Annotated in this window: 11 protein-coding genes; 7 read left to right on the forward strand and 4 right to left on the reverse strand. The window is 66.0% G+C overall.

Annotated elements, in window-relative coordinates:
- The first annotated feature begins 7 nt into the window (after positions 1-7).
- Positions 8-1,426, forward strand: a complete 1,419-nt coding sequence (locus FAZ97_RS04905; protein WP_407671793.1) for a cytochrome-c peroxidase — start codon at positions 8-10, stop codon at positions 1,424-1,426.
- Positions 1,427-1,468: 42 nt separating this feature from the next.
- Here the strand turns inward: FAZ97_RS04905 and FAZ97_RS04910 are convergent, their stop codons facing one another.
- Positions 1,469-1,711, reverse strand: coding sequence for a hypothetical protein (locus tag FAZ97_RS04910; protein WP_158757443.1), 243 nt, complete (start codon positions 1,709-1,711; stop codon positions 1,469-1,471).
- A gap of 177 nt (positions 1,712-1,888) precedes the next feature.
- On the opposite strand from FAZ97_RS04910, the gene FAZ97_RS04915 reads away from it, so the two are divergent.
- Complete coding sequence (locus tag FAZ97_RS04915; protein ID WP_158757444.1) at positions 1,889-2,287, forward strand: RT0821/Lpp0805 family surface protein; 399 nt, start codon at positions 1,889-1,891, stop codon at positions 2,285-2,287.
- Positions 2,263-2,742, forward strand: coding sequence for an NUDIX domain-containing protein (locus FAZ97_RS04920; protein ID WP_158757445.1), 480 nt, complete (start codon positions 2,263-2,265; stop codon positions 2,740-2,742). The genes FAZ97_RS04915 and FAZ97_RS04920 overlap by 25 nt, the downstream gene beginning before the upstream one ends.
- Before the next feature lie 84 nt (positions 2,743-2,826).
- Here the strand turns inward: FAZ97_RS04920 and FAZ97_RS04925 are convergent, their stop codons facing one another.
- Positions 2,827-4,545: a glutamine--tRNA ligase/YqeY domain fusion protein gene (locus FAZ97_RS04925; RefSeq protein WP_158757446.1), complete on the reverse strand. Its 1,719-nt coding sequence runs from the start codon at positions 4,543-4,545 to the stop codon at positions 2,827-2,829.
- Between the two features lie 191 nt (positions 4,546-4,736).
- Here FAZ97_RS04925 and FAZ97_RS04930 point away from each other — a divergent pair, with 191 nt between their 5' ends.
- Positions 4,737-5,258, forward strand: coding sequence for an RBBP9/YdeN family alpha/beta hydrolase (locus tag FAZ97_RS04930; RefSeq protein ID WP_233271657.1), 522 nt, complete (start codon positions 4,737-4,739; stop codon positions 5,256-5,258).
- Positions 5,259-5,282: 24 nt separating this feature from the next.
- Here the strand turns inward: FAZ97_RS04930 and FAZ97_RS04935 are convergent, their stop codons facing one another.
- A complete protein-coding gene (locus FAZ97_RS04935; protein WP_158757448.1) occupies positions 5,283-6,503 on the reverse strand; it encodes a CaiB/BaiF CoA transferase family protein in 1,221 nt (406 codons plus the stop codon).
- Between the two features lie 321 nt (positions 6,504-6,824).
- Here FAZ97_RS04935 and alaS point away from each other — a divergent pair, with 321 nt between their 5' ends.
- Positions 6,825-9,449, forward strand: coding sequence for an alanine--tRNA ligase (gene alaS, locus FAZ97_RS04940; RefSeq protein WP_158757449.1), 2,625 nt, complete (start codon positions 6,825-6,827; stop codon positions 9,447-9,449).
- Between the two features lie 77 nt (positions 9,450-9,526).
- On the opposite strand, the gene FAZ97_RS04945 is transcribed toward alaS, so the two are convergent.
- Positions 9,527-10,468 (reverse strand): LysR substrate-binding domain-containing protein, encoded by a 942-nt coding sequence (locus FAZ97_RS04945; RefSeq protein WP_158757450.1) that lies wholly within the window; start codon positions 10,466-10,468, stop codon positions 9,527-9,529.
- 97 nt (positions 10,469-10,565) lie between these two features.
- On the opposite strand from FAZ97_RS04945, the gene FAZ97_RS04950 reads away from it, so the two are divergent.
- The gene (locus FAZ97_RS04950; protein WP_158757451.1) at positions 10,566-11,786 is read left to right on the forward strand and encodes a YbfB/YjiJ family MFS transporter; all 1,221 of its coding nucleotides are present in this window, start codon (positions 10,566-10,568) and stop codon (positions 11,784-11,786) included.
- 180 nt (positions 11,787-11,966) lie between these two features.
- The gene (locus FAZ97_RS04955; protein ID WP_158757452.1) at positions 11,967-12,497 is read left to right on the forward strand and encodes an NUDIX domain-containing protein; all 531 of its coding nucleotides are present in this window, start codon (positions 11,967-11,969) and stop codon (positions 12,495-12,497) included.
- The last annotated feature ends 42 nt before the right edge of the window (positions 12,498-12,539 follow it).

Below are 12,539 nucleotides of genomic sequence, written 5' to 3' on the forward strand. Positions count from 1 at the left end.
CTCAGGCATGTTGCGTAGATTGGCGCGTCGTTCGGCGCGAAGACAAAATGAGATGCGGGCTCGATCCCACGGCGGCGTGCGCCGCCAGGCGGGGCGCTTCGCGATGGCGGCGGCGCTGTCGACGCTGCTTATGGCATGCGACGGCAACGCGCCCGGTTCCGCCAATGCGGATGCAACGACAGGCTCATCCGGCAGCGCCTCGCGTGCGCAAGACGCCAATGCCAACGCGCGCGCCGGACAGGGTGCGAATCTGATGAAAATCGCCGCACCCGCGCAAGGTGGCCAGACGCGTGCCGAGGTCTACGCACAGGTGCGCCGCATGACGGTGCTCGGCAAGCAGATGTTCTTCGACCCGTCGCTCTCGGGCTCGGGCAAGATGGCGTGTGCGTCGTGCCACAGCCCGGACCACGCGTTCACGCCGGCCAACTCGCTCGACGTGCAGATCGGCGGCACGGACATGCGACGCCCCGGCATGCGCGCCGTGCCGACGCTCAAGTACTTGCAGGCCGTGCCGGCGTTCGCCGAGCACTATCACGACTCCGACGACGAAGGCGATGAAAGCGTCGATGCGGGGCCGACCGGCGGGCTCACGTGGGATGGCCGTGTCGATCGAGGTTCGGATCAGGCGCGCATTCCGTTGCTCTCGACGTTCGAGATGGCGAGTTCGCCGAAGAAAGTGGCCGAGGCCGTGCGGGCGGCCCCCTACGCAGACGCGTTTCGCGAGGCATTCGGCGCGCGCGTCCTCTCCGACGACGATGCGACTTTCAAGGCCGTGCTGAAGTCACTGGAGACATTCGAGCAGTCGCCCGAGGTGTTCTATCCGTACACGAGCAAGTACGACGCGTACCTGGCCGGCAACGCCACGCTCACTGCCGCCGAACTGCGCGGGCTGCAACTTTTCAACGACGAGAAGAAGGGCAATTGCGCGAGCTGCCATATCAGCCAGCGTGCGAAGGACGGCTCGCCTCCGCAGTTCAGCGACTTCGGTTTGATTGCTGTGGGCGTGCCGCGCAATCGCGCGCTTGCCGTGAACCACGACCGCAAATTCTTTGACCTGGGCGCGTGCGGTCCGGAGCGCACGGACCTCGATCACCGCGCGGAATTTTGCGGGCTCTTCCGTACGCCGACGCTGCGCAACGTCGCGCTCAAGAAGTCGTTCTTCCACAACGGCATCTACCACTCGCTGGAAGACGTGCTGCGTTTCTACGCGCGGCGCGATACGAATCCGGAGGCGTTCTATCCGGTGGTGAAGGGCCGCGTGCAGAAGTTCGACGATCTACCGCGCCGCTACTGGGTCAATCTCAACACAGACCCGCCGTTCGATCGCAAGCCCGGCGACGCGCCGGTGTTCAGCAACGCCGAAATCAAGGACGTGATCGCGTTCCTCGACACGCTTACCGACGGCTGGCAGCCGGGAGCGCATTGAGGTGAACTCAGCGTGAACTGAGCGTGAACTGAGCGCGCTGCGTCAGACGCCCGCGATCAGCAGGCAGACCCCCGCGAGTACGACGAAGGACACGAGCAAGGCGACCGTGCCGATACGCACCGTGGCGTCGGGCCAGCGCGGCGCATGTTCGGGGCGGATTGCCAGGTTCGGGCCGGGTGCCTGAGTTTGTGGCATGTGCGTGTAGTGCGCGACGAAGGACATCAGGCCGATGCAGATGAGGGCCAGCAGGATCGCGAAGACCCTTAATGCGATGGTGTAGGTCATGTCGGATATTCCTGATGGCGTGTAAGTGGACGACGAGTCATCGTAGTCATCGGCCATCACCCGGACCATCAGATCAGTCTGAAAAGGACCCGGCGCGCGGCCTTGCTCGGCAAGCCGAAAAAAGGGCGCGTGTTATGCTTTTCGCCGAATCGCTCAGTCCGTCGAGGAGAACACATCATGTCGAGAATGCCCCGAACCCTGCACACGCTGAGCGCCCTGGGCGCGGCGCTCTTTGTCACGATCGGCATGGGCAGCGCGCATGCCGCCAACCTGGGTTTTCTGAACAACACGCCCATGTCGTTCATGAACCAGGCGGACTACAACTCGCTGCAGAACGCCGTGCGCGACGCCGTCGAGCACAAGGCCGATGGCGAAAGCACGTCGTGGTCGAACGAAGGTTCGCGCAATGGCACGCGCATCACGTCGACCATCACGCCGTCGAATACGCAAAAGGAAGGCGACAAGACCTGCCGCGATACCGAGGTCGTCATCAACGCGAAAGGCCAGTCGATGACGCTGCGTCCGCACTTCTGCCGCACGGGCGAAGGCGCATGGGTCTTCCAGAAGCAGCACTGAGCGCGGTGAACGGCAAGATCGTTTCGTGCGGCATCGTGCTGCTCGATCCTGAAGGCCGCGTGCTGCTCGCGCACGCAACCGGCACGAATCACTGGGACATTCCGAAGGGGCAGGGGGAGCCCGGCGAGACCGAATCGCAGAGCGCGCGCCGCGAGATGGTCGAGGAGACCGGCATCGAAGTCGCGCCGTCGCGGCTCGTCGATCTTGGCCGCTATCTGTACCGGCGCGACAAGGATCTGCATCTCTTTGCCGCGCGCGCGAGTGACGATGAACTCGACCTCTCGCGTTGCGTTTGCGTGTCGCTCTTTCCGCGCCGGGAAGACGGCGTGATGATTCCGGAAATGGACGCCTGGCGCTGGACCGTGCCCGGCGAAGTGGATCGCTACGCGAGCCGCAGTCTCGCGCGCCTCTTTAACACGACGCTTTCGCTCGCGGAATTGCATCGCAGAATTTAGGCTTGCTCTCGCAAGCCGCTGTCGAAATAAAAAAAGCCCGCACGACTTCCGTGCGGGCTTTTTGCTTCCTGGCGCGTGCGGGCCTTACTTGCCCCAGCTGTCGCGCAGACCAACGATGCGATTGAACACCGGCGCACCCGGCTTCGAATCGTAGCGGTCGGCGACGAAGTAGCCATGGCGCTCGAACTGATAGCGGTCTTCGGGCGCGGCGTCGCGCGCGCCCGGTTCGACAAACGCCTGGACTACGCGCTTCGAGTCCGGATTCAGCGCTTCGAGGAAGTCGCGGCCGCCCGCGTCGGGCTGCTCTTCGCGGAACAGGCGGTCATAGAGGCGCACTTCGGCCGGCACGGCGTTGTCGGCGCTGAGCCAGTGGATCGTGCCCTTGACCTTGTAGTTGCTCGCGCCTTCGGTGCCCGATTTGCTGTCGGGGAAGTAGTTGCAGTGCACGGCAATGATGTTGCCGCCGGCGTCCTTCTCGGCGCCCGTGCATTCGACGACGAAGCCGTACTTCAGCCGCACCTTGTTACCCGGGAACAGGCGGAAATAGCCCTTCGGCGGCGTTTCCTGGAAGTCCTCGCGCTCGATCCACAGTTCGCGCGAAAACGAGAACGCGCGATTGCCGCGCTCCGGATGATGCGGATGCACCGGCGCGCTGCATGCCTCGGACTGGCCTTCGGGGTAGTTGTCGATCACGAGCTTGAGCGGGTCGAGCACGGCGGTCGCACGCGGCGCCTTGTCGTCGAGGTCGTCGCGCAGCGCGCCTTCGAACACGCTCATGTCGATCCACGAATCGACCTTCGTCACGCCGATGCGCTCGCAGAAAAGCTGGATGCTTTCCGGCGTGAAGCCGCGGCGGCGCACACCAACGATGGTCGGCATGCGCGGATCGTCCCAGCCGTCCACGTGTTTTTCGGTCACGAGTTGCAGCAGCTTGCGCTTGCTCGTGATCGCGTACGTGAGGTTCAGACGCGAAAACTCGATTTGCTGCGGCAGCGGGCGCGTGAACACGCCGGCGTCGGCCAGTTCGCCCAGCACCCAGTCGTACAGCGGGCGATGGTCTTCGAACTCGAGCGTGCACAGCGAATGCGTGATGTTTTCCAGTGCGTCCGAGATGCAGTGCGTGTAGTCGTACATCGGGTACACGCACCACTTGTCGCCGGTGCGGTAGTGATGCGCGAAGCGGATGCGGTAGATGACCGGGTCGCGCATGTTGAAGTTCGGCGACGCCATGTCGATCTTCGCGCGCAGCACGTGCGCGCCTTCCTCGAATTCACCGGCCTTCATGCGGCGGAACAGGTCGAGGTTTTCGTCGACGGAGCGATCGCGGAACGGCGAGTTCTTGCCGGCCTCCGTGGCCGAGCCGCGGTTCGCGCGCATCTCTTCGGGCGACTGGCTGTCGACATACGCCTTGCCGCGCTGGATCAGCAGTTCGGCGAACTCGTAGAGCTTGTCGTAGTAGTCGCTCGCGTAGAAGAGGTATTCCTTGTCGGCCTTCTTCCACTCGAAGCCGAGCCACTCCACGGCGTCGATGATCGAGTTGACGTACTCGACGTCTTCCTTCTCCGGGTTCGTGTCGTCGAAGCGCAGGTGGCACACGCCGCCGTAGCTTTTCGCCACGCCGAAGTTCAGGCAGATGCTCTTCGCGTGGCCGATATGCAGATAGCCGTTCGGCTCCGGCGGGAAGCGCGTTTCGACGCGCTGTGCCCACTTGCCCGACTGGTTGTCGTCGTCGATGATGTTGCGGATGAAATTGGATGCCGCAGGCGCGTCCGTGCGGTCGGCGTCTTTACGTTCGGTATTCATGCGAAAAGGGAGTCGTTCGAGGGCGCCCGTCAAAAGGATAAAAGCGCGTAACCGGGCACCCGATGGTGTCTTCCATTCTACCTGACGCGACCCGCCGTGCCAGTCCCGGTGCCGGATCGTCGCGCGGACCACGAAAAGCGAGGGGAAAAGTGACGAAGAGCGAAACGCGCGTGTTGGTGCTGCCGGGTTATATGAACTCGGGGCCGGGGCACTGGCAAACGCGCTGGGAGGCCGCGCACGCGGGCTTCGAGCGGGTGCGGATGCCCGACTGGATGCATCCGGACTGCGAGGCGTGGTGCGCGGCGCTCGAGGCCGCCGTGCAACGCGCGCCTGCTGGCGTGCGCCTCGCCGCCCATAGCCTGGGCTGCCTGACCGTGGCGCACTGGGCCGTGCATCACGCGAGCGCCGCGACCCGCGAGAAGGTGGCCGGCGCGCTGCTGGTGGCGCTACCCGATCCGCACGGTCCCGAATTTCCGCGCGACGCGCGGGGCTTCGATCCGGTTCCGCTGGCGGCGCTGCCGTTTGCGAGCGTCGTGGTCGCGAGCAGCGACGATCCGTATGGCGGCGTGGCGTTTTCCGAGCGCTGCGCGCAGGCGTGGGACAGCCGCTGGGTCGAGATCGGCGCGCGCGGCCATATCAACGCGGAAAGCGGGCTCGTTGACTGGCCGCAGGGGTACGAGTGGCTGATGTCGGCGGGGAAACAGGGCGGCTAAGCACCGCCGCCCGAGGCGTGGCGGTCACACCACGCCCTTGCCCCGCAGCGCCGCCACCTGCTCGTCGCCGTAGCCGAGCACCTCGCGCAGCACCGCATCGGTATGCTCGCCGAGCGTGGGCGGATGGCTCGTCACGCGCGGCGGCGTCTCGCTCATGCGGATGGGGTTGCCCACGAGCCGCGCCGTGCCGCCCGAAGGATGCGGCACATCCACCTGCAGTCCGCGCGCGATCACCTGCTCGTTTTCGAACACTTCCGCGAGGTTGTTGATCGGCCCGCACGGCACGCCCGCGGCTTCGAGCGCGCCGATCCAGTCGGCTTTCGTGCGTGCGCGGATCAACCCGGCGACGATCGGCACGAGCGTGTCGCGATGGCGCACGCGCGCCGGGTTGGTCGCGAAGCGCTCGTCGTCGGCGAGTTCGGGCTGGCCCGCCACTTCGACGAACTTGCGGAACTGCCCGTCGTTGCCCACCGCGAGGATGATCCAGCTGTCGCTCGTCTGGAACGCCTGATAGGGCACGATGTTGGGATGCGCGTTGCCCCAGCGCGCGGGCGGATTGCCGCTTGCGAGGTAGTTCGAGTTCATGTTCGCGAGCATGGCCACCTGGACGTCGAGCAGCGCCATGTCGATGTACTGGCCCACGCCCGTGCGGTCACGGTGTGCGAGCGCCGTGAGCACGGCGATGGTCGAATACATCCCGGTCATGAGGTCGGCGATCGCGACGCCGGCCTTTTGCGGACCGCCGCCCGGCAACGCATCGCGCTCGCCGGTGATGCTCATGAAGCCGCCCATGCCCTGCACGATGAAGTCGTAACCCGCACGCGAGGCGTAGGGCCCCGTCTGGCCGAAGCCGGTGACCGAGCAGTAGATGAGGTCGGGCTTCACTTCGCGCAGCGACTCGTAGTCGAGCCCGTATTTCTTCAACTGGCCAGCCTTGTAGTTTTCCAGCACGACATCGCTTTGCGCAGCCAGCTCGCGCACGATGCGCTGCCCCTCGGGCGTGGCGATGTCCACCGTGACCGAGCGCTTGTTGCGGTTCGCGGCGAGGTAGTAGGCAGCCTCGGCGGTGTCCGCGCCGTCGGGCGTTTTCAGGTACGGAGGCCCCCAATGGCGCGTGTCGTCGCCGGCGCCGGGGCGTTCCACCTTGATCACGTCGGCACCGAAGTCGGCGAGGGTCTGTGCGCACCACGGTCCGGCGAGGACGCGGGTGAGATCGAGTACGCGGATATGGCTGAGAGCGCCCATGCTGTGTCTTCCAATGTCGTTCTAAGGCAGGCAGCGAGCGCACGTTGCGCGCTGGCCGATGCCGCCCATAGTAAGCGAAAAGGCACGGCATGCGTCAATTTTCGGTACATGGTTCCGCAGTGCGGAACTAAATCCATCGACTCATCGTGCCACGGCACACCTTGTCGTGCTCTCGCAAACCACGCCGGCTGCGCCGCCGCGAGGGCGCGGCGATCCCGTATAATCGTTCGATTCAGCATCGGGGTTTTCGCCACCGGCCGGGGCCCCGACCACGACCAAGATTGACGCACCGGACGCCCCAGGAAGGACCCAACGCACGCCATGAAAGCCGCCGACATCCGCGAGAAATTCCTCAAGTTCTTCGAATCGAAGGGCCACACGATCGTGCGCTCGTCGAGCCTCGTGCCGGGCAACGACCCGACACTGCTCTTCACCAACTCGGGCATGGTGCAGTTCAAGGACGTGTTCCTCGGCACCGACAAGCGCCCGTACACGCGCGCCACGACCGCGCAGCGCAGCGTGCGCGCCGGCGGCAAGCACAACGACCTCGAGAACGTCGGTTACACGGCGCGTCACCACACGTTCTTCGAGATGCTCGGCAACTTCTCGTTCGGCGACTACTTCAAGCGCGACGCGATCCACTACTGCTGGGAACTGCTGACCAAGGTCTACGCGCTGCCGGCTGAGAAACTCACCGTCACCGTCTACCAGGAAGACGACGAAGCCTTCGACATCTGGGCGAAGGAAATCGGCGTGCCGGTCGAGCGCATCATCCGCATCGGCGACAACAAGGGCGCGCGCTACGCTTCGGACAACTTCTGGCAGATGGCCGATACCGGCCCCTGCGGTCCGTGCTCGGAAGTGTTCTACGACCACGGCCCGGAAATCTGGGGCGGCCCTCCGGGATCGCCTGAAGAAGACGGCGACCGCTTCATCGAGATCTGGAATCTCGTGTTCATGCAGTTCAATCGTGACGCCCAGGGCAACATGACGCCGCTGCCCAAGCAGTGCGTCGACACGGGCATGGGTCTCGAACGCCTGGCCGCCGTGCTCCAGCACGTGCACAGCAACTACGAGATCGACCTGTTCCAGAACCTCATCAAGGCGGCTTCGCGCGAAACGAACACGCCCGATCTCACGAACAACTCGCTGAAGGTCATCGCCGACCACATCCGCGCGTGCTCGTTCCTGATCGTCGACGGCGTGATTCCCGGCAACGAAGGCCGCGGCTACGTGCTGCGCCGTATCGTGCGCCGCGCGATCCGCCACGGCTACAAGCTCGGCAAGAAGGGCGCGTTCTTCCACAAGCTGGTGGCGGATCTCGTCGCCGAAATGGGCGCGGCGTATCCGGAGCTGGCCGAAGCGCAGCAACGCGTGACGGACGTCCTGCGTCAGGAAGAAGAGCGCTTCTTCGAGACCATCGAGCACGGCATGTCGATCCTCGAAGCCGAACTCGCGGACCTCGAGGCCAAGGGCCACAAGACGCTCTCCGGCGAACTCGCATTCAAGCTGCACGACACGTACGGCTTCCCGCTCGACCTCACGGCCGACGTGTGCCGCGAGCGCAACATGACGGTCGACGAGCCGGCGTTCGACGAAGCGATGGCGCGTCAGCGCGAGCAGGCGCGCGCGGCGGGCAAGTTCAAGATGACGCAGGGCCTCGAATACTCGGGCGCGAAGACGACGTTCCACGGCTACGAAGAGATCGTGTTCGACGACGCGAAGGTCGTCGCGCTCTACGTGGACGGCTCCTCGGTCAACGAAGTGGAGACGGGCCAGGACGCCGTGGTTGTGCTCGACCACACGCCGTTCTACGCGGAATCGGGTGGCCAGGTGGGCGACCAGGGCGTGATCTCGAACGCGAGCATCCGCTTCGCCGTCGCCGACACGCTCAAGGTTCAGGCCGACGTTGCCGGCCACCACGGCACGCTCGAGCAAGGCACGCTCAAGGTCGGCGACGTCGTGAAGGCGGAAATCGACGCCATTCGCCGCGCCCGCACGGCGCGCAACCACTCGGCCACGCACTTGATGCACAAGGCGCTGCGCGAAGTGCTCGGTGCGCACGTGCAGCAGAAGGGCTCGCTCGTCGACGCGGATAAAACCCGCTTCGACTTCGCGCACAACGCGCCGATGACGGACGACGAAATTCGCCGCGTCGAGCAGATCGTCAACGCGGAAGTGATCGCGAACGCGCCCGGCATCGTGCGCGTGATGTCGTACGACGATGCCGTGAAGGGCGGCGCGATGGCGCTGTTCGGCGAGAAGTATGGCGACGAAGTGCGCGTGCTCGACCTCGGCTTCTCGCGCGAGCTGTGCGGCGGCACGCACGTGCATCGCAGCGGCGACATCGGCCTCTTCAAGATCGTGATGGAAGGCGGCGTGGCCGCGGGCATCCGCCGCGTGGAAGCGATTACGGGCGACAACGCCGTGCGCTTCGTTCAGGACCTCGACGCTCGCGTCAACGCGGCAGCAGCGGCGCTGAAGGCGCAGCCTTCGGAGCTCACGCAGCGCATCGCGCAGGTGCAGGACCAGGTCAAGTCGCTGGAAAAGGAACTGGGCGCGCTCAAGTCGAAGCTGGCATCGAGCCAGGGCGACGAGCTCGTGGGCCAGGCGATCGAAGTCAACGGCGTGCACGTGCTCGCTGCGACGCTCGATGGCGCCGATTCGAAGACGCTGCGCGAGACTGTGGACAAGCTCAAGGACAAGCTCAAGAGCGCGGCCATCGTGCTGGCGGCAGTGGAAGGCGGCAAGGTCAGCCTGATCGCCGGCGTGACCGCCGAGGCGAGCAAGAAGGTCAAGGCCGGCGAACTCGTGAACTTCGTCGCCCAGCAGGTGGGCGGCAAGGGCGGCGGCCGTCCCGACATGGCGCAGGCTGGCGGCACCGAGCCGGGCAATCTGCCGGCCGCGCTGGCCGGCGTGAAGGGCTGGGTCGAAGCAAAGCTGTAATCGTCGCGGCTTGATGGCTGCTTTGCGATGAAAAAAGGGCTGTCCGTGAGGGCAGCCCTTTTTGTTTTCCGCGCGGCTTAGATGGCGTGAAGGCCTTCCGCCGTGGCTGCAGCCTCGCCTGCTAATGGCGACGCCGCACAGCCTGTGCGTTGCGCATGCTCCATCAGCGCGTCCTTCAACGCGCCGAGCGCCGGCGAAAAGTGGCCGCGCCGCCAGGCGAGCAGCGTGTCGATCTGGCCAAGCCGGCCAAGCGAATGCATGGTGACCTCGTCGGCACTGCGTTGCAGTTCGAGCACCGAGCGCGGCGCGACGGCCACCCCCGCGCCTGCTGCCACGCACGCGACGATCGCGTGATACGAGCCCAGTTCCAGCACGCGTGAAGGCCGGATGCCGTGCTCCAGATACCAGCGCTCGACATAGGCGCGATACGCGCAGCCGCGCTCGAACGCGACGAGCGTGGAGAGCGCGATGTCGCCGGGCTGGCGGATTGGCCGGTGGCCGCGCGGCGTGAGCATCACGAGTTCCTCGCGATAGACCGGCACGACGTCGAACACCTCGGGGTCCGGCAGGCCGTCGAGCGGCGTGGCGATCAGCGCGGCATCGATTTCGTATTCGCGCAGACGCTCGATCAGCGTGCCAGTTGTGCCCGTTTCCAGTTCGAGCGTGACCTCGGGCCACGTCTGGTGATAGTGCGCAAGCAGGCCTGGCAGTCGGCTTGCCGCAGCGCTCTCCATCGTGCCGAGCCTCAGGCGTCCCGCCGGGCGCCCGGCCTTCAACGCATGGCGCGCTTCGTCGGCGAGCGCCAGCAGACGCTCGGCGTAGGGCAGCAGGGTTTCGCCAGCGGGCGTGAGAATGAGGCGGCGGCCTTCGCGCGTGAAGAGCGGCGTGCCGAGCTGATCTTCGAGCTGCTTGATGCGCGTGGTCACGTTCGACTGCACGCGGTTGAGCTTGGCGGCGGCCCGCGTCACGCCGTTTTCCCGCACGACCGCCCGGAAAATCGCCAGTTCGGCGAGATCCATAGTTCTCTCCTCGGAATGCATCGATTCATGATAATTCATTTTTCGTGAACGATAGAATGACCTAGGATGGCAGGCAGTTGCTTAACCCATTGAACTCATGAACGATTACGTCCCCGGCGCCGTCCACGTTGCCGAGCCACGCCCGTACGCCGGGCGCCGCGCGGCGTTGGCCTGCATGGTCACCCTCGCTGTCGCGCTGGGCGTCGGGCGTTTCGCCTTTACGCCGCTTCTGCCGCTGATGCTGCACGGCGGCGCACTCGACCTGCGTCATGGCGGCTGGCTCGCATCGCTGAACTACGCGGGCTACTTCGTTGGCGCGATCAGTTGCGTCGCGTTGCGCATGGCCCCCGCGAAGATCGTGCGCGCGGGTCTCGTGGCCACGGTGCTCCTCACGCTCGCGATGGGCCTCACCCAGCAGTTCTGGATCTGGGCCACGGTGCGCTTCGTGGCGGGCGCAGTGAGCGCGTGGACTTTCGTCTTCGCCTCACAGTGGGGCTTGCGGCGGCTCGCGCAACTGGGCGCGAACGAGTGGGGCGGCGTGATCTACACCGGTCCTGGCGTCGGCATCATCGCGACCGGGCTGTTCGTAAGCGCGGCAGGCGGTCTCGGCGCGCGCACGGGGTGGATCGGCTTCGGGCTGATCAGCGCGCTGCTCGCCGCGCTCGTCTGGTCGACGTTTGGCGAGGACATGCGTGCACTCGCGCCGCGCGCTGCCGCGAGCACGACGGCAAGCGTCGCGCACGAGGACCACGAAAGCCGCCGCACCGACGCGTTCTGGCTCGTGCTGCTCTACGGCGTGCCCGGCTTCGGCTACATCATCACGGCGACGTTCCTCCCTGTGATCGCGCGCCACGCGCTGCCCGGGTCGGCCTGGCCCGACCTGTTCTGGCCGATGTTCGGTGCGGCGCTGATCGCTGGCGCACTGCTGGCGGCGCGTTTGCCGCTGCACTGGGACAACCGCGTGATGTTGGCGGGCGCTTACGTGCTTCAGGCCGTGGGTATCGCGCTCGGCATTGTCTGGCCCAACGCTGCGGGTTTCTCGTTCGGCAGCGTGTTGATCGGTTTGCCGTTCACGGCGATCACGCTCTTCGCGATGCGCGAGGCGCGCCTTCTACGTGGCGAGCATGCAGCCGCCCTGATGGGCTACGCGACGGCTGCCTATGGCATCGGGCAGATCGCGGGGCCGCTCGTGGCCGCGCCGCTCGCGGCGTCGACGGGCTCGTTCTCGCCGTCGTTGTGGCTCGCGGCGGGTGCGCTTCTGGCCGGGGCGGCGGGGCTGGTGTGGCGGGTCCGGCATACGCGCGAGACGGCGCGCTAGTGTGGTCCTCAGGTCGCGCTGGGCGGTGAAAACGCGCGGGAACGCGATATCGCGCCGTTTTTGCGCGGTCGCACGCGCGCGCCGATAGCACACTAGAATGGACGCTTTCGCGCGAGCCGCGAGCGTGGCCGCCGGGCCGCGCAGCGGGTTCGCAGCGCCATCGACCCGTGCCTTTTCCCCATGAGCGACTACCAGTTTTGCCCGCGCTGCGCCACGCGCCTGACCGAGCGCGCCGATCCCGACCACGAAGGCGGCCGCGTGCGTCTCGCCTGCCCGGACCACGCCTGCGGCTACGTCCACTGGAACAACCCGCTGCCCGTCGTGGCGGCGATCGTCGAGTACGAGGGCCGCATTCTGCTCGCCCGCAACGCCGCCTGGCCCGAAGGCATGTTCGCGCTCATCACTGGCTTTCTCGAAAACGGCGAAACACCCGAAGAGGGCATCGCGCGCGAGGTGCTTGAAGAGACCGCATTGCGCGCCGAGAGCGTCGAACTGGTTGGCGTGTATGAGTTCATCCGCAAGAACGAGCTCATCATCGCGTATCACGTGAAGGCGTCGGGCACGATCGCGCTTTCGCCGGAGCTGCTCGAATACCGTCTCGTCGAGCCCGCGAAACTGCGGCCGTGGCGCGCGGGCACGGGCCAGGCGCTCGGCGAATGGATGCGCCGGCGCGGCCTGCCGTTCGAGTTCGTCGAGCGTCCGGGCCAGTGATGGCCGCGCGACGATCGACGCTTTCCCGCTACGCCTTCCCAG

It is taken from the genome of Paraburkholderia acidiphila, assembly GCF_009789655.1.
GTDB classification, from domain to species: Bacteria; Pseudomonadota; Gammaproteobacteria; order Burkholderiales; family Burkholderiaceae; genus Paraburkholderia; species Paraburkholderia acidiphila.

What these genes read in the sequence shown, in the direction of transcription:
- FAZ97_RS04905 (WP_407671793.1), top strand. Translation starts at nt 8, where the DNA reads ATGTTGCGTAGATTGGCGCGTCGTTCGGCGCGAAGACAAAATGAGATG.
- FAZ97_RS04910 (WP_158757443.1), bottom strand. Translation starts at nt 1,711, where the DNA reads ATGACCTACACCATCGCATTAAGGGTCTTCGCGATCCTGCTGGCCCTC.
- FAZ97_RS04915 (WP_158757444.1), top strand. Translation starts at nt 1,889, where the DNA reads ATGTCGAGAATGCCCCGAACCCTGCACACGCTGAGCGCCCTGGGCGCG.
- FAZ97_RS04920 (WP_158757445.1), top strand. Translation starts at nt 2,263, where the DNA reads ATGGGTCTTCCAGAAGCAGCACTGAGCGCGGTGAACGGCAAGATCGTT.
- FAZ97_RS04925 (WP_158757446.1), bottom strand. Translation starts at nt 4,545, where the DNA reads ATGAATACCGAACGTAAAGACGCCGACCGCACGGACGCGCCTGCGGCA.
- FAZ97_RS04930 (WP_233271657.1), top strand. Translation starts at nt 4,737, where the DNA reads ATGAACTCGGGGCCGGGGCACTGGCAAACGCGCTGGGAGGCCGCGCAC.
- FAZ97_RS04935 (WP_158757448.1), bottom strand. Translation starts at nt 6,503, where the DNA reads ATGGGCGCTCTCAGCCATATCCGCGTACTCGATCTCACCCGCGTCCTC.
- alaS (WP_158757449.1), top strand. Translation starts at nt 6,825, where the DNA reads ATGAAAGCCGCCGACATCCGCGAGAAATTCCTCAAGTTCTTCGAATCG.
- FAZ97_RS04945 (WP_158757450.1), bottom strand. Translation starts at nt 10,468, where the DNA reads ATGGATCTCGCCGAACTGGCGATTTTCCGGGCGGTCGTGCGGGAAAAC.
- FAZ97_RS04950 (WP_158757451.1), top strand. Translation starts at nt 10,566, where the DNA reads ATGAACGATTACGTCCCCGGCGCCGTCCACGTTGCCGAGCCACGCCCG.
- FAZ97_RS04955 (WP_158757452.1), top strand. Translation starts at nt 11,967, where the DNA reads ATGAGCGACTACCAGTTTTGCCCGCGCTGCGCCACGCGCCTGACCGAG.